The sequence below is a fragment of the Coleofasciculus sp. genome (assembly GCF_046565525.1).
Taxonomy (GTDB): domain Bacteria; phylum Cyanobacteriota; class Cyanobacteriia; order Cyanobacteriales; family Coleofasciculaceae; genus Coleofasciculus.
Genome location: NZ_JBKHUP010000023.1, coordinates 18567 through 37782 on the forward strand (window position 1 = coordinate 18567; position 19216 = coordinate 37782).

Annotated in this window: 17 protein-coding genes; 9 read left to right on the forward strand and 8 right to left on the reverse strand. The window is 45.1% G+C overall.

Features of this window, described 5'->3' with window-relative positions:
- The first annotated feature begins 104 nt into the window (after positions 1-104).
- Complete coding sequence (locus ACLGGO_RS10570; RefSeq protein ID WP_446354868.1) at positions 105-347, forward strand: hypothetical protein; 243 nt, start codon at positions 105-107, stop codon at positions 345-347.
- Positions 348-406: 59 nt separating this feature from the next.
- Here the strand turns inward: ACLGGO_RS10570 and ACLGGO_RS10575 are convergent, their stop codons facing one another.
- From ACLGGO_RS10575 to iscB, 3 genes are all read right to left on the reverse strand, one after another.
- Complete coding sequence (locus tag ACLGGO_RS10575; protein ID WP_446419275.1) at positions 407-1696, reverse strand: alpha/beta hydrolase fold domain-containing protein; 1290 nt, start codon at positions 1694-1696, stop codon at positions 407-409.
- 108 nt (positions 1697-1804) lie between these two features.
- The gene (locus ACLGGO_RS10580) at positions 1805-4462 is read right to left on the reverse strand and encodes an EAL domain-containing protein (RefSeq protein ID WP_446419276.1); all 2658 of its coding nucleotides are present in this window, start codon (positions 4460-4462) and stop codon (positions 1805-1807) included.
- A gap of 227 nt (positions 4463-4689) precedes the next feature.
- Positions 4690-5973: an RNA-guided endonuclease IscB gene (iscB, locus tag ACLGGO_RS10585; RefSeq protein WP_446419277.1), complete on the reverse strand. Its 1284-nt coding sequence runs from the start codon at positions 5971-5973 to the stop codon at positions 4690-4692.
- 251 nt (positions 5974-6224) lie between these two features.
- Between iscB and ACLGGO_RS10590 the strand changes: the two genes are divergently transcribed.
- Entirely contained in the window at positions 6225-6347 is a 123-nt protein-coding gene (locus ACLGGO_RS10590) for a hypothetical protein (protein ID WP_446364605.1), read from the forward strand.
- Positions 6348-6898: 551 nt separating this feature from the next.
- Here the strand turns inward: ACLGGO_RS10590 and msrA are convergent.
- Positions 6899-7561, reverse strand: coding sequence for a peptide-methionine (S)-S-oxide reductase MsrA (gene msrA / locus ACLGGO_RS10595; RefSeq protein ID WP_446419278.1), 663 nt, complete (start codon positions 7559-7561; stop codon positions 6899-6901).
- Positions 7562-7876: 315 nt separating this feature from the next.
- On the opposite strand from msrA, the gene ACLGGO_RS10600 reads away from it, so the two are divergent.
- Positions 7877-8077 (forward strand): hypothetical protein, encoded by a 201-nt coding sequence (locus ACLGGO_RS10600; protein WP_446419279.1) that lies wholly within the window; start codon positions 7877-7879, stop codon positions 8075-8077.
- A gap of 133 nt (positions 8078-8210) precedes the next feature.
- Positions 8211-8888 carry a hypothetical protein gene (locus ACLGGO_RS10605; protein ID WP_446419280.1) on the forward strand — a complete coding sequence of 226 codons (678 nt, stop codon included), beginning with the start codon at positions 8211-8213 and terminating at the stop codon, positions 8886-8888.
- A gap of 106 nt (positions 8889-8994) precedes the next feature.
- Here the strand turns inward: ACLGGO_RS10605 and ACLGGO_RS10610 are convergent, their stop codons facing one another.
- Positions 8995-9921, reverse strand: a complete 927-nt coding sequence (locus ACLGGO_RS10610; RefSeq protein ID WP_446419281.1) for a histone deacetylase family protein — start codon at positions 9919-9921, stop codon at positions 8995-8997.
- A 48-nt stretch (positions 9922-9969) separates the two neighbouring features.
- Positions 9970-10335, reverse strand: coding sequence for an NACHT C-terminal helical domain 2-containing protein (locus ACLGGO_RS10615; protein WP_446419282.1), 366 nt, complete (start codon positions 10333-10335; stop codon positions 9970-9972).
- 27 nt (positions 10336-10362) lie between these two features.
- Between ACLGGO_RS10615 and ACLGGO_RS10620 the strand changes: the two genes are divergently transcribed.
- Positions 10363-10590 (forward strand): response regulator, encoded by a 228-nt coding sequence (locus ACLGGO_RS10620; RefSeq protein ID WP_446419283.1) that lies wholly within the window; start codon positions 10363-10365, stop codon positions 10588-10590.
- Between the two features lie 6 nt (positions 10591-10596).
- On the opposite strand, the gene ACLGGO_RS10625 is transcribed toward ACLGGO_RS10620, so the two are convergent.
- Positions 10597-10953, reverse strand: coding sequence for a hypothetical protein (locus ACLGGO_RS10625; RefSeq protein WP_446419284.1), 357 nt, complete (start codon positions 10951-10953; stop codon positions 10597-10599).
- Here ACLGGO_RS10625 and ACLGGO_RS10630 point away from each other — a divergent pair.
- The 4 genes from ACLGGO_RS10630 to ACLGGO_RS10645 all read left to right on the forward strand — a co-directional run bounded on the left by ACLGGO_RS10630 (position 10931) and on the right by ACLGGO_RS10645 (position 18609).
- The gene (locus tag ACLGGO_RS10630) at positions 10931-11560 is read left to right on the forward strand and encodes an alpha/beta hydrolase (protein ID WP_446419285.1); all 630 of its coding nucleotides are present in this window, start codon (positions 10931-10933) and stop codon (positions 11558-11560) included. The genes ACLGGO_RS10625 and ACLGGO_RS10630 overlap by 23 nt on opposite strands.
- 341 nt (positions 11561-11901) lie before the next feature.
- Complete coding sequence (locus ACLGGO_RS10635; RefSeq protein WP_446419286.1) at positions 11902-15879, forward strand: PAS domain S-box protein; 3978 nt, start codon at positions 11902-11904, stop codon at positions 15877-15879.
- A gap of 119 nt (positions 15880-15998) precedes the next feature.
- Positions 15999-17222 carry a hybrid sensor histidine kinase/response regulator gene (locus ACLGGO_RS10640; RefSeq protein WP_446419287.1) on the forward strand — a complete coding sequence of 408 codons (1224 nt, stop codon included), beginning with the start codon at positions 15999-16001 and terminating at the stop codon, positions 17220-17222.
- Positions 17212-18609 (forward strand): hybrid sensor histidine kinase/response regulator, encoded by a 1398-nt coding sequence (locus ACLGGO_RS10645; protein WP_446419288.1) that lies wholly within the window; start codon positions 17212-17214, stop codon positions 18607-18609. Before ACLGGO_RS10640 ends, ACLGGO_RS10645 begins: the two co-directional genes overlap by 11 nt.
- A 38-nt stretch (positions 18610-18647) precedes the next feature.
- Here the strand turns inward: ACLGGO_RS10645 and ACLGGO_RS10650 are convergent, their stop codons facing one another.
- Complete coding sequence (locus ACLGGO_RS10650; RefSeq protein WP_446419289.1) at positions 18648-19145, reverse strand: hypothetical protein; 498 nt, start codon at positions 19143-19145, stop codon at positions 18648-18650.
- Between the last annotated feature and the right edge of the window lie 71 nt (positions 19146-19216).

Sequence of the window (19216 nt, forward strand, 5' to 3'; positions counted from 1 at the left end):
TAAGTTGGGCGCTCATTGGTGTGATAAAAGGGCGCACGGAGCGTGCGCCCCTACAATGCTAATCTATGTAATTAGAAGAGAAAAGTTCTTGAAGGAGAGAATCAATGACATGGCAAGAATTGCAAAACCAAGCATTGCAATTACCCATCAGCGATCGCTGGCGTTTAGTTCAGTCTTTGTTGACTTCAATTCAACAAGAAACTCTATCATCGATATCTCCAAGCTTCAGTGCAGTACCCATGACGGAGCTTGATCCTTGGACTCAACGTTTACTGGGTGTTATTCAGCTAAGTCCAGAGGATGCCAACGAGTCCTACATTGATTATCTGGAGACAAAATACCAGTGAGACGGGTGTTATTTGATAGTGATATCTTACTTGATGTTATTGCTCAACATTGATAAGTTTCAAGGAGACTTCAACGCCCAAGCCAGAAATCGCTCAGTGTAGTACAATGCCAACTGATTACTCACGCCATTAAAAACCGAATCAAAAGCATGTTCAGCCCAGGGAATTTCTAACCAAACAGCACAATTCCCAGCCGCTTGTAATTGCTCGTAGAGTTGGCGTCCAAACTTTACCTTAATGATATGATCTCGACCCGCGTAAACCAAGAACGTAGGAGGCAGATCGGATTTAATATAACCAATAGGAGAAGCTTCCTGATAAAGTTCTGGTACTTCATCCGGTGTTCCTGCTAAAAAGGCGCGGAGAATCGCCCGAATGTTGAGCGGGTCAGGAAAGGGCAAGTCATGGTATCCTTCTTTTAAATCAACAGGTCCGTAGTAATTCACCACAGCCCGAATCGGCATCGTCTCTAGATGATAAGCCGCAAGTGCTGCTAGTTGCGCCCCTGATGATCGCCCCATGAGAGCAATTCGTTCCGTATCAATTTCTAACTCATGAGCATGGCTTTGGATATAGGATAGAGCCGCCTGTACATCCTCAAGTTGAGCCGGAAAGTGATACTGGGGAGCATGGCGATAATCAATCGCAATTACAGAGTAGCCCTGATTTGCCATATAGCAATTGAATGTATCATTGTTATCGGGAGTCCCAAATTGCCATGCCCCACCATAGATTGTAATAATCGCCGGATACTTGCCAGTAGTCAACGGTCGGTAAACATTGAGTTTAAGGTTTACCCCATCCGGCTGAGAAAATATAATCCCTCGGTCAATGCGAACCTCCCCGATCTGCTGAAAGCAGCAGCGCTTCGCTATCGCAATCCCCCGAAACGCATCTGCTAAAATAAAAGGCTGGGGACGCATGGGTGTTGGTGCATCCTGATGAATTGTTGCCAAATCGTCTACACCTAAAACTTGCTGCATTTGAGCCGCAATTCGTGCATTCGCCCCTGGAAACTGAATTAACGGCAAAAGGCTGAGGATTAAACCAATCAGGCTACAGATTACTGCCACCTTGTACAGCCCGCCTTTGTGTAGGTTTAAGATAACCAGCATTAGTGCGATCGCATTAACACCCAGCAGCCAAGGACTCACTTCTGGCGCAGCCACGGCTAGCGGTAACATCCAAAATTTAGGTGCTGGGACAATCACCCAGAGACTAAGAAACAATCCTACTCCACTCAGGAACAAAGGCAAGAACAGCGAGAGTAGGAACATCCCTAACAAAATCAGTGCTGTTTTCCCTTTGATGTTTTGCCGCTTGCTTTTGTTCCAGTTAGCTTGGAGCATGGAGTGAGAAATCGATGATTACACTCTCATCCTACATCGGCTATATAAAACTAATACAATTCCGGACATATATATAATATCGGCTAATATCAGGAAACGTCGATAAAATCATTGTACTCGCTCATCCTCTACAGACACAGAAGTTTTGACTTCATTTATAACGCTCACTGAGCGATTCAACTGACGCTCCAACTGAACCGATTTTCCTCGAAGTAATTCTCTAGCGCAATCGCTGTCTACGGGTTTTGAGAATAAAAATCCTTGACCATAATGACATTGCAACGCCACTAAAGGCGAAACTTGTTCTAATAACTCAATTCCCTCAGCAACCACATCCATACTCATAGTTCGGGCGAGGGTGATAATCGCTTGAACAATTTCCGAGTTTTCACCTAACGCACCAATCCGACTGATAAATGAGCGATCAATTTTCAACGTACTAATCGGAAAATTATGCAGGCGACTTAAGGAGGAATAGCCAGTGCCAAAGTCGTCAATACATAGATGAATTTGCCGTTTCTTTAATTCCAACAGTAAATCTTTGACCAGTTCCGGATTATCAATAACCACACTTTCCGTAATCTCCAACTTTAAACTGCCAACGGCAATATTGGTTTCCTCCAAGATTTGGTCAATTTGCGCCAATAAATCCGGTTGCATAAACTGTTTACAGGACAAATTAACATTCATCGTCAAGGGTTGGGGACTTTGAAATTGCTGCTGCCAAACACTGAGTTGGCGACAAGCTTCCCGCAGTATCCACCACCCCATGGGAATAATTAATCCGGTTTCTTCAGCGATGGGAATAAAGTCGGCGGGAAATACTAACCCGCGTTGCGGATGTTGCCAACGTAATAATGCTTCAAAGCCGGTAATTTGATGGGTGAGTAGGGAGACGATCGGTTGATAATGGACTTGAAATTCTTGCCGTTCGATCGCACGCCGCATGTCGGTTTCAATCTGTAATCGATCAACCGTGGGACTCAACATCTGGTTATCAAAGATGGCATAGCCCGGTTTGCCTTGGGAACGGGCGCGATGCATGGCGGTATTAGCGTTACGGAGTATCTCTTCAGCCGACAAAATTCTGCGATCGCGACTCGTATTTAGGGCAATGCCAATGCTGGTTGTCATGAACACGTCCCGCCCTTCCAGGTTAAAGGGTAATGTCAAAGTTTGCTCAATCGCATCTGCCACTTGAATGGCATCACAAACCCCCTGAATCCCCTCTAGCAGGATAGCAAACTCATCACCACCTAAACGGGCAACGGTATCCGTGGAACGCAAGCAGTTTTGTATGCGCTCTCCAAACTCTTGCAGCACTTGATCCCCTAAATGATTCCCCAAACTTTCGTTCACGACTTTGAAGCGATTGAGATTGAGTAACACCACGGCAAATCGATAGGATGGAGAATTCCCGTTCTCCCCTTGACCCGGTTGGGCGCGTCGTCCGGCTTGCTGCAAGCGATCCATGAATAAGGCGCGGTTCGCTAGTCCGGTGAGGCGATCATAAAAAGCATTAAACAATAATAGTTCTTCTGCTCGTTTGCGATCGGTAATATCTAAGGCATAAATGCGAATGCACTCAATTTCGGGAACGTAATGCAGGACTTGTTCGTAAACAATTTCCCCAATTTTTATCTCGCGTCTCAAGGAACTTTGCTGCTGCATCAACCGAATCATCGAGGGCATTTCTGCCAAAAATGGATGTTCAGCTTCACTATCTAATAATTCGGGCAACAAGCGCATGGCTTCTGGGTTGAGATAACGCACACGCCCTGCTAAATCAATTTCGACAATGGGATTGGGGGTCAATAGGGGAAACGAGGCTAAACGGGCTGTTTCTTGATGGGTGAGACAATGTTCGTTTTGATCCCGTCCGATGGCAAACAAGAAGTCAAGTTCACCGCTTTTCTTAAAAACCTGTTGGCTACGCCATTCTACCCAAAGTTCTTGACCCTCTTTGGTCAGGACTCCGGTTTGATGTACAGTGGGCGATTTTAATTCTGATTTTTCCCCACGGGTTTTGATTAATTTGGCAAAGGGTTTGCGGTCAACGTCTCGAAGAAACGTGGTCACAAAATCTGTTCCCCTCACTTCATCCAGGGTATAACCCAACGTTTCCAGTAATCTGGGATTCATCATCCGAGTTTTTCCCTGGGGGTCAATGGCGACAAAAAAGCCACCGTGGGTTTCGACTAAATTTTGATTAAATTCCTCTTGCTGGTGCAGTTGTTCCGTTAATTGTTGGCGTTCCATCACCAACCCCAACTGCATCGCGATCGCAGCCACCCATTCCATCCATTGGCGATCGCCCGGATGAGAGTGGCGGGTAAAAAATGTTAAGACAGCGAGTAAGCGATCATCGAGGAGAATGGGGATCGCGCCTCCAGCTTGAAACTCTTGCGGCTGATCCGTCGCGCTAACAAGAGTGAATTCGGCATCAGGATAAATCCCATCTGTCTTTGTTTGGTCAATCCACTCTGGCTGTTTTGATGTCCACACCCGTCCAGGTAAGCCGATATTGGGGGGAAATGTTAGCATTTCTCTGGTGCGTCGCAATGGTAGCAGATCACAGGGATCACCATACCAGGCTTGGCTACAGGTTAAACGACGAGAATCAGAAGTCGGAAGCCATGCTTCACCATAATCCCAATGGGTCACTTCACAGACGCGATGCAGCACCAGATCCAGTGCTGAGTGAAAATCTGGAACGTTGGTGATTGCCGGAATCAGAGATTGCAACAGACGGAGTTGTTCGGACATGCACTAAAATCCTTTTATCATCGAAAATCGGGGTTGGTAAGGGGACGAATGGAAACCCCTGTCATTTATGTATGGGGAGGCTTCCGCCGTGAGCGTCAGCGTTCGACGGCTCGACTGAGCGCTCGCCGAAGTCTGAGCGCTCACGCGGCTCTACTGAGCATCGCCGAACGTCCGAAGTCCGAACGGAATTCGCCCCCTTACATAGACAGCAGTCCGACAGGACTTCCTTAAAAGCTGTATCGGTATCCATCCTTCCCGTGTACATGACTGCAATATTTATGATTAATACCTTGAACTAAAGCATTGACTGTTGAGACATTGAAGCTACCTGTAGTTCGTACAGCGACACGACCAATGTAAGCTCCTATCTTTTTGCCTTTAGTCACAATCGCTTTGACGATATCGCCCGTCTGGAAGCCCTTAACAAACTTATTTCTGGGGACATAACGGACAGGAAATCCGTACTTATCAGTGCGACACATCTGGCGAGTACCATGACCCGTAGAAGTGATAGTGAGCGGCTTGTCTATCAACACCTGTAATTTATCTGGAGTTGATTTACCAACGCAGGCAGCATCCAGCCAATGAGTCTTGGGAAACTCTTGACGAGTACGATTAAATTTTGTCCTACCACCAGTTCCGGTTTCTACGGGTAGACCTGTTTCAGACAAAGCTCGATACAATGCCCATCGAGTTGAGTTGACAGCCGCCGCATCCTTTAATGGACGTTTGACTTGACCCAAGATTTGAGCAAGCAGATCAGGCTTTTTCTTCAGAAACTCTTCAATAGGCTTGTTTCCCTTTCTCTGGTTGCACTTAACACAGGACAGAGTAAGATTGCTGACTCGATTACTACCTCCCTTAGATTTGGGATGAATATGTTCTACCTCCAGGGGGACACCTTCTTTGCCACAGTAAACACATTGCCGCCCCCATTTGGTTAAGAGATATTGTCGCACCTCGTACCCTACCAATTCGCCCTGCTGATACTCTGTGCCAGATATTTCTGGGTTTTGCATCAGTTGGGTGTCGAATCGAACCAACTCCATTGAGATGGCACTGATTGGACAGAAACGCATCAGTCGATTAACCCAGGTTCTAGTTGTCAGCACTCGATGCTGGAGACTAGGAGCTAACCAACCATCAGGACGCTTGCGATTGTCAAAACGGGGTTTACGGTAACGGGTATGTCGATTTCGTCTCCCTTGCCGTAGGATACGGCGAGACTCCAAGGACTTTTTAATTGAGTAACCGCGATGATTTAATTCGGCTGCCCAAATTATTTTCTCGTTCTTGAGGATGGCAATCCCTGTTGTCCTGCTACCAGGATCTAGTTTAAGTCGATATTCTTGGTATACACTATTTGGTTTTTCCTCAACATTTTTGAGCATGATGGTAAACGGATAGCGTCGTAGCACAGCCGCTCTCCCGGATTTGAGAAACTTCCTCGCCCGTGCTGGATGACACGGATTAAGAGGTTTTCGGTTTTTATCTACAACAAGTACGAACATAAGTTTTAATCTCCTGTTTCCAGGGTAAAGTTTGCCTCGAAGTTGTTATTAGGCGGTACTTTTCCCAACACACTGGCTTAACCCTTGTACACCTGTTTAATGCTGGAATTTCAGTAGCTCAGGACTGGCACGTATCCCAAGGTGAGAACTTTAACTCTCCCTAATAACGGCTGCTAGAATGCTCTAGCCTTCTGGTCAGGTATGGGCAAATTCCAAGCCCCCGGAACCTATAGCCGTGGGGTTCCTGACAGATGCTTTCACAGGGCGCGATTGTCACCGATATTGATATCGATGTGAATAATCGCACTTGTTTGATGCTCTACGATAGATGCAACCCTTACATCCAGCCTCAGCTGGAAGATGTTGAGCCATAAGTCGGTTGGGTCAGATGTTGAGTTCCTCGTCTGCTCAGAGCGAGTTTTGACTGGGAAATGTTCTGTCTAGTTCCTAGCTGTCACTGACCTGGAAAATCGCCGTTGTTTGGTTATTGGCTCGGCGATCGCTCCTTATTTTGACTTAGCCCACCATTTGCTTATTTTCTATTGTTATGAATAATTCAGTATTTCTTTGTATGTTCAATCACTGGGTCAATTGATTTAAATCACAATTAAGCTGTGATGATTATATAGAAAACTACCTAAATCACCCTAACTTAACCCCGCAGAAATCTTAACTTTGATGAAGATAAACGGCGGGACGATTGAGTTCAAGACTTAATAAAAATTTCTCCTATTACTTCAATTATACGCCTTAAGACTGATGAAGTCTTGCCATTCAATCCTTATGCCAAGTTGCAGTAAGAAATAAGGTGTAAGAGAAAAGGAAATGATAACGGTGAGAGACGGACTTGATCTTAGGCTGGCTTGCTCGTTGAACCACTACAACTAGGGACACGACATGTCGTGTCCCTACTCTTCTATTATCCCTACAGTGCCACTGGCGTCGGACAAGTCACGTTAGTTCCGCCTAGCCCACAATACCCATTAGGATTCTTGGCTAAGTATTGCTGGTGATAGCCTTCTGCATAGTAGAACTCTGGAGCATCAACGATTTCTGTCGTGATTTCTCCATAACCCGCATTGCTCAGAGCTTTTTGATAGGCTTCTCGTGAGGCTTCTGCGAGTTTCCCTTGACTTTCGGAATAGGTATAAACTCCCGAACGATATTGAGTTCCCGTGTCATTTCCTTGGCGCATCCCTTGGGTGGGATTATGACTCTCCCAGAAAACTTTCAGCAATTGCTCATAAGTAATCACCTGCGGGTCAAATACGACGCGCACGACTTCATTGTGACCTGTCATCCCTGTACAGACTTCTTGATAGGTGGGATTAGGCGTTATCCCGCCTGCGTAACCCACAGCCGTAACAAACACTCCCTCTTGTTGCCAAAACTTGCGTTCAGCCCCCCAGAAACAGCCCATCCCAAACATTGCCATTTCCATACCATCGGGGTAAGGGGGTTTGAGAGGATTGCCGTTGACATAGTGGTTTGCTGGGACAGTTATGGGCTCTTCCCGCCCCGGTAACGCCTCTTCGGGTTTAGGTAAGCTGAGCTTTTTGCCAAATCCGCCAAATCCAAATAACACCATAGAATTACGACTCCGATTTTGCTGCCATATATTTACTTTACTTAATATTTTGGATTGGTGATTGGGGATTCGTCATTCGTCATCCGACAAGAAGCAAGCTACGTCATTCGTCCTTTGTTGATTAGGAAATCGCTCCCCCTGCTTCCTCTACTCCCCGGTTGTAAAGATTTGATGAAACGTCCTGATAGACACCGGAGTGAATGTAGTTTTGTAAAGACCCTGGGAAATTCCTGATAGCTGTCAGCCATCTGGCTGTGGGAGGCTTAATCTGGATTCCGAACCCAGAGCATTCTACCGATTGAGGTGCATACTACGATGATACTCCACTCACTTTGTGCAACGAACAATCCCCAAAAACCCTTAAAGCTGATCATTTGGGAACCGGCTGAAATAACTAACGAGCGCCTGAAACCCTTTTACTTCAAAACCAACTATCTTTGTGAGAATTTGACAGAAGCGATGCAGATTCTGGCTCAAATCCAGCATAGTAGTAGGGAGTTACTACCAGCAGCTTGATATCTTCCTGGTATGAATACCAGGGATTCTATCGGAATGTTAGATGGGGATGAAAGGTTCAATTTATTCATCTTCACCTTCCAATGTGGGTTGAATTGTGGCATGATTTTCCTAAATCCAAAAGTGAACAACCATGCAACCGAACTTGGCAAAACTTTTTTCGTGGCTATTCGGTTTCACCGCTTCGTCCCTGCTTTGTAGTGGTTTATCCGCTCAAGCCCAGACGCCAGACTCCGCCTACTATGGTTATATAACCGTTACTCCCTCTGACTCGACTCAATCTTCTGGCTCAGCGACCGATAATGCCCAGCCCACACTGGTTTTAGTTCAACCCCAAACTGTCGCCGCCGCCACTCCAGAGGTGGCACAAGTCCCTGTGATTAATCCCCTAAAAATACTGGGACGCAGTTATATCGGCGTAGGCGGGAATATTGGTCTGGATGGTGAGGAAACCAACTTAGGGGAAGGGTCTTTGGTTATTGTCACTAAAGCAGGGTTTACTGAGAATTTCTCCTTGCACAATGCGGTCATGTTTGGTGACGAAACCACTACAACCGTTGCCCTTAGCGCGAATTTTCCAATCAAGGCTCCAGTTACCGGACAAACGATTGTGATTCCTTTTGTTGGAGGAGGTGTGCTGCTGCAACCCGATAAGGAGTGGGAAGCTGATCCGTTGGTTTCCGGTGGTGTCGATATTCCCATCCCTCCCCGATTTACCGGAACAGTGCGTGTCAATGTGGTATTTCCTGAGGATGATGAGACGGATGTGGGACTTGTTTTAGGTGTAGGTTACAATCTGAAGCTGTTTTAGGGGTAGAAGATAGAAGGGTAACGCTCCCTTCCGCATAACTACTGGTATGATAGACGCACTCGCCCAGCCAGAAATGAGAGGTTATCGATTGAGCTATTTGTGGCAACTATTCACCAAGGTTTAAACAGGGTTCAATGGTGGCAATAACGGACTTGGCTAAGGCAGTAAGGTCATAACCTCCTTCTAAGCCAAATAAAATGCGGTGAGTCAGTTGCAAACAGTAATCAGTGAATACGCCAAAATCTTTCGGTTTCAGAGCGATGCTGGCTAGGGGATCATCTGCGTTAGCGTCGTAACCTGCACTGACGATGAGTAAATCAGGTTGAAATTCCCTGAGAAAGGGTATAACCCCCTGCTCAAACATGGGTTGGTATTCTGTGAATGCACTGCCTGGTGGCATGGGTACATTCAGGACATTATTGTATGAGCCGCGTTCGCGAGGGTGACCGGTGCCAGGATAGCAAGGATATTGATGGAGGGAACAGTAGGCAATTCTGGCATCGTTTTCCACGAGGCTTTGAGTGCCGTTACCATGATGAACATCCCAATCCAAAATGGCGACTTTTTGGATACCCGGTTGTTCTAGGGCATAGTAAGCCGCGATCGCAGCATTGGAAAAGATACAAAATCCCATCCCCCGTGGACCTTCAGCATGATGTCCAGGAGGACGTGCGAGGACAAATGCCGGGTTGTTGCTAGTGAGGACGCGATCGACCCCATCTAGCCAAGCACTGATGGCTAACAGAGCTATATCAAAACTGCGTGGAGAAACCCGCGTGTCACCATCTACCATTCCTCCACCGTCGTGGGCAAGTTGTTTGACTAAATTGATGTAATCCGGGTCATGAATTTTTTGCAACAAAGGCATTACAGGACGACTTTCTACGGGTGTAGGTAACTGCCAATCCACAAGATGTGCCCAGGGTGCAGCGTTTAAGGCATTGACAATAGCTGTCAATCGTTCTGGGCGTTCAGGGTGGAATTTACCGTTGTCATGATTAAGAAATTCGTCGGAGTAAATAACTGGAAACATAGGTTCAGTAGAATTGGCAGCAAATGAGTGCTTTCTATAATTGTATAATTATTGGTTCGGTATTTCAGCAATCGGCAATAATAAGGTATCCTCAATCTCCTGTCGCACCTCACGACTGACATAACAATCACTATTGAGACAGTCCACTAATAATCGATTGGCATCATAATAGTGCTTGAGAAGTTTATTTTGCTGAGAGTTAAATTGCCAAGGATAACCAATCTGGCGATACTTAATAATCGCAGCCGACAATTTTTCTGTCCAAGAGATACCATGAGTTTGCCACCATTGCTTAAACTGCCACTCATTCCCATGTAGATTGAAATCTGGATTAGGGAGTTGTTGCTTGAGTTCCTGTAAGGCTTTGTCCAACCTGGGGTCAAGATTCAGGGCGCGATCGCACGCCAAAACCATTATGATGTTGTCTTAACTGATGTGCAAATGCCACAGATGGGGGGTTTGGCAATGATGCGCCGCTTATGCCAAGAATGGTTACCGGAACAGCGTCCTTGTATTATTGCGGTAACATCTGATGAAATGCCACAGGTGCGTGAGGAATGCTTAAAAGCCGGGATGAATGAATGTTTGAGTAAGCCATTGGCAGTTGATAAATTAGTTGCAGCGTTAAGGATGTGTCAGTTTTGTGGCGATAGTTGTGAGTTAGATTAAAGGGTATCATCTTTGGGTTATCAGAGCATTGGCTAGTCGAAAGTGCTGCTGTTTACATTTGATTATCAATGCATCTACTTCTTTGTGCTGTTTGATCAAAAGCAATAGTTGATCTGGATTGGGCAATAGTTCAGCAACTAATCGAAATACTTCTATCCAAGGTTGATGAATGGAGTTGAATAATTTAAATTCATTTTCATCTTGCAATATGACACCAATCGGACGGCGATTTTTCTTACAAGGCTGTGCCGCACTGGGAACAGTTTGGGGGGTGAACACTTGCCAAAACCGTTCTCCATCTGCTAGAACTCCAACAACCTCTGATTTAGGATCTAGGTCTTTGTCTTTAGAATCCGTCACCATTGGACCAACCCATGGTCAATCCCCAACCCATTTGATGGTGTGCTTGCATGGCTGGGGGGCTAACTCTCAGGATTTAGTCCCATTAGCCTCGGCATTAGACTTACCCAATGTCCAGTTTCTATTTCCCGATGCTCCGTTTCCTCATCCCAATGTCCCCTGGGGCAATGCCTGGTATGCCTTAGAAAGCGAAAATCATTGGGGGTTAGAGGAAAGTCGCCAAAAGTTAATCGATTGGTTAACGTCTCTGGAAGAAAGTACAGGTGTTCCCCTATCCCGCACCGTTTTAAGTGGATTTTCCCAAGGGGGAGCGATGACACTAGATGTAGGGTTAAGATTACCCTGCGCCGCCTTAGTTTCAATGAGTGGCTACTGGCATGATTCGGCTCAACTGACGCGGGAATCGTTACCCCCAGTTTTGATCGTGCATGGTAGACAAGATCCGGTTGTGCCTGTAAGTAAAGCACAACACGCCAGAGATAATTTAAAGGCGTTGGGAATCGCGGTAACGTATCAAGAATTTGATATGGCGCATCAGATTCTGCCAGAGGTTTTGATGTTGGCACGGCGTTTTGTGCTGGATGTTATTGGTTCAAGTTCTGCACAATAGACCAAGCGATCGCGACAGAAACCATTAAAGTATAAAGTATAAAGTATAGTACTTTACAAACAAGGGTTTGATCCACCGAAAATCAGGGAAAGTTATCGCCGTCGTAGCCAGCTCATAAAGCAGGGGAAACCAGGATGGAGACGACTTTTGGTGTGAGAGAGTGGAGAAGCAAGGGAGAAGCAAGGGAGCAAGGGAGTCGTGTTCCAGATATGAGCAGCAAAGTCTTTTATGATGGTTCCCCTTCTCCCATGATGGGAGAAGGGGTTAGGGGATGAGGGTGAAGCGGTTCCCGGAGTGATGGTTCACGTCCAAAGTTATAAGTACATCAGTAAATATAAAGTATGTATGGCAACAGTGACAGCCACTCTTTATTTCAGGCGCTGTTTAATCAAGCGCTCGACGCCATGGCGATCGCGGATGATCAAGGAAAGTACGTTGAGGTCAATCCGGCGGCTTGTCAGCTATTTGGTTTGTCCCGGGACGAACTTTTAGGACACTGCATATCAGACTTTGCCGAATCGGAGTTTGATTTCCCACAGGTGTGGCAAATTTTTCTCGAACAGGGACAGGTTAAGGGAGAGTTTCGTCTCCGGCGCAAGGATGGAACAGTGCGGGAGACGGAATATGCAGCAACGGCTAACGTGATCCCCCATTGTCATTTGTCAATTTTGCGGGATATTACAGAACGTAAGCAGGTAGAAGCGGAGTTTCGCCAAAGTGAAGAACGCCTCAACCTGGCACTAGATGCTGCTCAGATGGGCATTTGGGACTGGAATCTGTTGACAAACCAGATTCGTTGGTCCAAGAGTCATGAAGTGCTGTTTGGTTTAACTCCGGGTACATTTGATGGTAGCGATGCTGCTGTTGAAGCTTGTATTCATCCGGATGACCGAGAAGCCTTTAAAGGCGCCGTGAACCATTCTCGGTTAGAGCAGCATGAGTATGATCAGCAATTTCGGGTGGTTTGGTCTGATGGTAGTATTCACTGGATCGGGGCAAAAGGGAAATTTTTATATGATCAAACGGGTCAAGCGGTGCGGATGCTGGGTACAGTGATGGATATCAGCGATCGCAAAAAAGCTGAAGCCAAAATCCATACCTTGAACGCTGAGTTAGAACAACGGGTAGTTGAGCGCACCCAGGAACTACAGCGTACTAATGAAAACTTAAAACAGGAAATTCAGGAACGCCAACGCGCCGAAGCCGCACTGCACCTGCAAGCTGAACAAGAGCGGTTAACCAGCGCGATCACCCAACAGATTCGCCAGTCTTTAGACCTGAATCAGATCCTCAATACGACAGTAACCCAAGTTCAGCAATTTTTAGCTTGTGATCAGGTGGCGATTTACCGCACTCAGGGCGATGGTACGGGCAAAATTGTTGCCCAAGCCTTAGCGCCAGACTGTTGTGTTCCCCAGGAAAATTCTCTACCTGAGTATATCTTTCCTTATGCCTGTCATCAATTTTACTGTCAGGGTGAAATTCATACCGTCGCGGATGTTGAACGGGATGAGATGTTACCCTGTCTGGCTGATACACTCAGGCAGTGTGGTGCTAAGTCTAAACTCATTGTGCCGATTCTTCAGAACGAAACCCTGTGGGGATTGCTGATTGCTCATCAGTATAAAGCCACTCGAAAATGGCAGCCTGATGAAGCCGAGCTGCTCACGTCATTAGCCACTCAAGTCACAATCGCCATCCAGCAGGCGGAACTTTACTCCCAGCTTCAAGCCGAATTAACGGAACGTCAACAAATCCAGCGAGAACGCGATCGCTTGTTTAATCTCTCCCTGGATATACTAATGATTGCCAACTTTGAGGGATATTTGATCGATGTTAACCCAGCTTTAGAGAAAACCTTGGGTTTCACTTGTGACGCCTTAAAAGCCCAACCCTTTATCAAATGGGTTCATCCAGATGATCGGGAAGCGACTCAGGCGCAAATGAAAAAACTCGCCGAGGGGATCACGATCAAGTCCTTTGAGAATCGGTTTCGTTGTCAAGATGGATCTTACAAATGGTTCTCTTGGACAGCCGCGCCATTTTTGGAGGAACGGTTAATTTATACCGTTGCTCATGATATTACTGAACGTAAACAGGCAGAAAAAGCCCTGCAAGAAAGTGAACAACGCTTTCGCACTGTAGCTGACTTTACCTATGACTGGGAGTATTGGCGAGATCCAGATGGAACCTTTATCTATGTTTCTCCCTCATGTCAACGGATCACCGGCTATAGCGCTGAGGAATTCCTCCAGGATGCGCGATTACTTGAGGCAATTGTCCATCCCGATGATCGCCTGACAATTGCTGAACATATACGCGAACAGTTAGACAACCCCCATGTCTATTCCACGGACTTTCGCATTATCACTCGCACGGGAGCGATCCGTTGGATTGCCCACGCCTGTCAACCCGTCTATAGCGCGGATGGACGTTGGTTGGGTCAACGGGCAAGTAACCGCGATATTAGCGATCGCAAGCAGACTGAAGAGGCACTCTACCACCGCGAACAACAATTTAGAGCGTTGGTGGAAAATTCACCAGATATTATAGCACGCTTTGACCACCAATTGCGTCATCTCTATGTGAATCCGGCAATAGAACAAGCAACGGAACTCTCCCCCCAAAACTTTATCGGTAAAACCAATTTGGAGTTGAGAATGCCGCCAGAGAAAGCCCAGTTTTGGAATCAAGCGCTGCAATCTGTCTTGACCACTGGACAAGAAAAGCTCATTGAATATGACTTTTCCACACCTAGCGGCATGAAATTTTTTCACTCTCACATCGTACCTGAGTTTAATTCCGATGGCACGATTCGGTCGGTGTTAAGCATTAGCCGCGACATTACGGCGCATAAACAGATAGAAGTGGCGCTGCAACAAGCCAAAGACGCCGCCGAGGTGGCGAATCGGGCGAAAAGTGAATTCCTGGCAACGATGAGCCATGAACTCAGAACCCCCCTTAACGGCATTTTAGGATATGCTCAACTCCTGCAAACCGATACCAATTTAACCGAAAATCAACGGGATAATTTAAGCATTATTCACCAATGTGGCGAACATTTGCTCACACTGATTAATGATATTTTAGACCTCTCCAAGATTGAATCCCAAAAATTAGAACTTAATCCGACAGAGTTTCATTTACCGAATTTTCTCAGCAGCATTGCCAATCTTTTTCGGCTGCGTGCTACCCAAAAAGACATTGACTTTACTTACGAACTTTTATCTCCTCTCCCCCAAGGCGTTATCGCTGATGAGAAAAGACTGCGACAGATATTGATCAACTTACTCAGCAATGCGGTGAAGTTTACGGATCAAGGTAGCGTGACGTTTAGAGTTGGCTATCTTGAAGATGGGGGAGATGAGGGAGATAACTCAAAACTTAAAACTTCCCCAATTACCAGAATTCGTTTTCAAGTTGAAGATACGGGGATTGGCATAGATCCGAACAAATTAAGCGAAATCTTTTTACCCTTCCATCAAGTTAGCGATTGCACCCACGCGGTAGAAGGGACTGGATTGGGACTTGCTATCAGCCACAAGCTGGTTCAGCTTATGGGTAGCGCGATTCAAGTTAGCAGTACTTTGGGTCAAGGTAGTGTATTCTGGTTCGATTTAGAGTTGTCTGACGTTTCCCCAGGACAAGCATCGGCACAATTGTGCCCTCGACGACTTATCGGTGTTAAAGGACAACAGCAAAATATTCTCATTGTTGATGATAATGCCGTTAATCGCTCTCTATTGCGACAACTGCTAGAACCGTTCGGGTTGAACATTTTTGAAGCCGTCGATGGTCAAGATTGTTTACAAAAGGCAGTCGATGTTCAGCCTGATCTGATATTAATGGACTTAATCATGCCAGGACTAGATGGCTTGACAGTAACGCGGCGACTGCGACAATTGATCCAACTCCCAAAGGTGATTATCATTGCTATATCCGCTAATGTTTTTGAAACGACTAAGCAGGAAAGTTTAGCGGCTGGATGCAAAAACTTTCTCTCAAAACCTGTGCCAATCCAGCAACTCCTAGAATTACTGATTGTCCATTTAGGTGTTGAAGGAATTTATGAAGAACATCGAGATTCCCCAACCATTGAACTGGAAACTAAGGATATACCCCTTGTTCCTCCACCCCCCTCGGAACTAGGGATTTTGTGGGAACTCTTGGAAATGGGGGATATTCAAGGAATTATTGACCAATCACAGCATTGGCAAAAAGAAAACAATGATTGGGTTCCCTTTGCCACACAGATACGTTCTCTGGCTAAAGATTTCCAGTTACCAAAAATTGAGCAAATTCTAAATCAATACACCTGATAAGTAATAATAATTCATAAGTCATTTAAAGTGCCTATTATGTGCGGATTTAGTCGTATATCCTATAGAGGGTATTTTAGAAAAAGTCTTACCCTTTTACCCTCCTCCCCTTAATTAGTATGGATAATCAAACATCTGAAACCAGCCGACTGTTGATCGTTGACGATCAACCTCACAACCTGGGAATATTATTTGATTTCTTGACCCAATCCGGATTCAAGATATTTGTTGCGTTAGATGGTGAAAGTGCAATTAAACGAGCCGAAGTAACTAAACCGGATTTGATCATTTTAGATATAATGATGCCGGGAATTGATGGATTTGAAGCCTGCAAACGGTTGAAAGAAAATCCATCCACTCAAGACATTCCCATTGTTTTCATGACAGCGCTTTCTGACACAGTAGATAAAGTCCAGGGATTTAATCTGGGTGCAGTCGATTATATCACTAAGCCCATTCATCAGGAAGAAGTTTTGATCCGAATTCAGACTCACCTCAGACTCCATAACCTGCAAAATCAACTGCAAAAGAAAACCGAGGAACTCGCGCACCTTAATCAGAATCTGGAAGAAATTGTGCAAGCGAGAACTCAACAACTCATTGAACAAGAGAAAACAGCTTTGATTGGACGGCTTACTCAAGGAATTGTTCATAATTTAAGAAATCGCATTCAGCTTATTTTATCTTACAAATGTTTGGCAACTGGAGAAATGACCGGAGAAGATATTTCTCAAAAAATGACGCTCGCTTATGTTGATAAGATGGCTGAAGCTGCCTGGGATATGAGTAAAATACTGGATAATCTCATGCATAAAAGTATAATGGATCACTCCTTGGAGCTAACTCCACTCAATATTAATGAAATTTTAAATAAAGAACTCGATTTTTGGCAGGCTAATCTCCAGTTTAAACATCAGGTAAAAAAATGCTATTTCTGGGATGATACTATTCCATCAATTCCTTTAGTCTATACTGAAATATCTCAAATTTTTGATAATTTAATCAGTAATGCTCTAGATGCTATGTGGGGTAAGCCGAAACAAAAATTAACAATTATCACCCGACAAGACGAAGAAAACGTTTACATTGATGTTCAAGATACAGGCTGTGGTATAGCCCCAGAAAATCTAGCCAAAATTTTTGACCCGTTTTATACAACTAAACCCTTTAAAGGTGAAGAAAAACAGGAAAATCAACCCACAGGTACAGGACTGGGTATTTATACTTGTACGCAGATCTTAAAAGGTTTTGGGGGTGAGATAAAAGTAACCAGTGAGATTAACAAAGGGAGCATTTTTACTGTAAGAATACCGAAAAAAAACAGTCAAAGAAATGAATCATAAAATAGCTCAAGGCAACCTGCTAGTTGTTGAAGATAATCCAACGAATCTAAGTTTTCTGTTTAATTATTTGACGAAATCTGGCTTCAAGGTACTTGTCGCCACGGATGGGGAAACGGCGATCCAGCGAGTTGAAGCGGCTCAACCTGACCTGATCCTGCTGGATGTGATGATGCCTGGAATTGATGGATTTGAGGTATGTAAACGACTGAAAAGTAATCCCTCAATGCGGGATATTCCAGTCATTTTTATGACAGCACTATCAGATACACTCAAAAAAGTTCATGGATTTGAAATTGGCGCGGTTGATTATATTACGAAACCGATTCAACCGGAAGAGGTTGTAAGCCGAATCCAGACTCATCTGACCCTCCGAAACCTGCAAAAGGAACTGCAAGTCAAAAATGAACACTTGTTACAATCCCAACAGCAAGAAAAGCAGAGAGCGTTGGAACTTGAAAAGGCGCTACAAAAGCTGCAAAAAACTGAAGTTCAACTGATTCAAGCCGAGAAAATGTCCTCCTTTGGCAAAATAGCAGCGGGTATTGCTCATGAAATTAATAATCCAATCAATTTCATCTACGGAAATCTTTATCACGCCAATGAATATATTCAACAACTTTTTGATTTAATCACGCTTTATCAAGAAACTTATACTCATCCGACCGAGAAAATTACTACCCAAATCCAGGCGATTGAGTTAGAGTTTATCCAATCCGATTTACCCCAACTTCTGGACTCTATGCAGGTGGGTGCTGATCGCATCCGCAAAACTGTATTGTTACTCAAGAATTTTTTTCATCTGCATGAGGCTGAGTTAAAATTCATTGATATTAATCAAAATATCGATAACACACTCTTGCTCTTACAGTACCACTTAGATGCTAAACCGGGACGACCCAGGATTAACCTGATCAAAAACTACAGCAATTTACCTCAAGTCAAATGTTATGCTAGTCAGCTCAACCAAGTGTTTATGAATATCCTGACTAATGCTATTGATGCTTTAGATGAGAAGTATGGCAGACGGGGGAGTAATTTGGGGTCAATTAGAAGGGATGAGGGAGAGGAGGGGGAGGAGGGAGAATTTTTGCGATCGCGACTCCATCGGGAACAATCCCTAACCCCTAGGATTTGGATTAGTACAGAGATTGTCGAACAGACAAATATTATTATCCGTATTGCCGATAACGGATTAGGAATAACAGAAGATATACGCAACAGGATATTCGATCCCTTCTTTAGCACCAAACCCGTCGGTTCTGGAACGGGTTTAGGATTGACGATTAGTTACCAAATCATCGTGGAAAAGCACCAAGGTCAATTACTTGTCACGAGTGAAATGGGAAACGGTACAGAGTTTGTGATTGAGATTCCCATTCAGTCGTGACGCTCCTTACGTCGCTACCGCTTCGCTAACGCCCCTACTTAACGGGGAAAATCCTCAGCATCAATACAGGTGGCTAGCGCACTTGGCAAAGAAAAATCAATTTCGCGACTCAAACCAATTACGCATTCGGAAAAACGCAAGGGGCGAATAGTGCTGCGACAGTTTGCTAGCACCAAGAGTGGATCAGAGCCTTGAGTACGCTGGTTAATATTAACCATACAGCTTGCCAATTCCTTGGGACGCCGGACGCGCATACAAGCAAATAAGGCTTCATCAGCAGCAACTGGCGTTAACTCCTCGATTTTCAGGACACACAGAGATAAATCCTTGGGATAAAGCGCCTCAGCACAAGTTCTTGCTGCATTTTCCCTAGAGATACCCGCACGCAAGAGTTCTGCGGCGCAGATTTGAAACTGATCGACACCAGCACTCACCGGAGTAGTAGGAAAGGCTAGGGTGAATAAACTCGCTGTAACTAGCTGACTAGCACACATTTGCCAAAAATGACGACGGCTAAGGCGATTTTTCCTGTTCATAGTGGGTTTTCTGGTGAACGATATCCTAGGCTAGGATAGCCGATTTGCAGCAGTTTTCAAGTAAATGAGGG

Coding starts and splice junctions, on each gene's coding strand:
- ACLGGO_RS10635 (WP_446419286.1), top strand. CDS start 11,902: ATGTATGGCAACAGTGACAGCCACTCTTTATTTCAGGCGCTGTTTAAT.
- ACLGGO_RS10570 (WP_446354868.1), top strand. CDS start 105: ATGACATGGCAAGAATTGCAAAACCAAGCATTGCAATTACCCATCAGC.
- ACLGGO_RS10600 (WP_446419279.1), top strand. CDS start 7,877: ATGATACTCCACTCACTTTGTGCAACGAACAATCCCCAAAAACCCTTA.
- ACLGGO_RS10640 (WP_446419287.1), top strand. CDS start 15,999: ATGGATAATCAAACATCTGAAACCAGCCGACTGTTGATCGTTGACGAT.
- ACLGGO_RS10650 (WP_446419289.1), bottom strand. CDS start 19,145: ATGAACAGGAAAAATCGCCTTAGCCGTCGTCATTTTTGGCAAATGTGT.
- iscB (WP_446419277.1), bottom strand. CDS start 5,973: ATGTTCGTACTTGTTGTAGATAAAAACCGAAAACCTCTTAATCCGTGT.
- ACLGGO_RS10620 (WP_446419283.1), top strand. CDS start 10,363: ATGCCACAGATGGGGGGTTTGGCAATGATGCGCCGCTTATGCCAAGAA.
- ACLGGO_RS10610 (WP_446419281.1), bottom strand. CDS start 9,921: ATGTTTCCAGTTATTTACTCCGACGAATTTCTTAATCATGACAACGGT.
- ACLGGO_RS10580 (WP_446419276.1), bottom strand. CDS start 4,462: ATGTCCGAACAACTCCGTCTGTTGCAATCTCTGATTCCGGCAATCACC.
- ACLGGO_RS10625 (WP_446419284.1), bottom strand. CDS start 10,953: ATGGTGACGGATTCTAAAGACAAAGACCTAGATCCTAAATCAGAGGTT.
- msrA (WP_446419278.1), bottom strand. CDS start 7,561: ATGGTGTTATTTGGATTTGGCGGATTTGGCAAAAAGCTCAGCTTACCT.
- ACLGGO_RS10615 (WP_446419282.1), bottom strand. CDS start 10,335: ATGGTTTTGGCGTGCGATCGCGCCCTGAATCTTGACCCCAGGTTGGAC.
- ACLGGO_RS10590 (WP_446364605.1), top strand. CDS start 6,225: ATGCTTTCACAGGGCGCGATTGTCACCGATATTGATATCGATGTGAAT.
- ACLGGO_RS10605 (WP_446419280.1), top strand. CDS start 8,211: ATGCAACCGAACTTGGCAAAACTTTTTTCGTGGCTATTCGGTTTCACC.
- ACLGGO_RS10645 (WP_446419288.1), top strand. CDS start 17,212: ATGAATCATAAAATAGCTCAAGGCAACCTGCTAGTTGTTGAAGATAAT.
- ACLGGO_RS10575 (WP_446419275.1), bottom strand. CDS start 1,696: ATGCTCCAAGCTAACTGGAACAAAAGCAAGCGGCAAAACATCAAAGGG.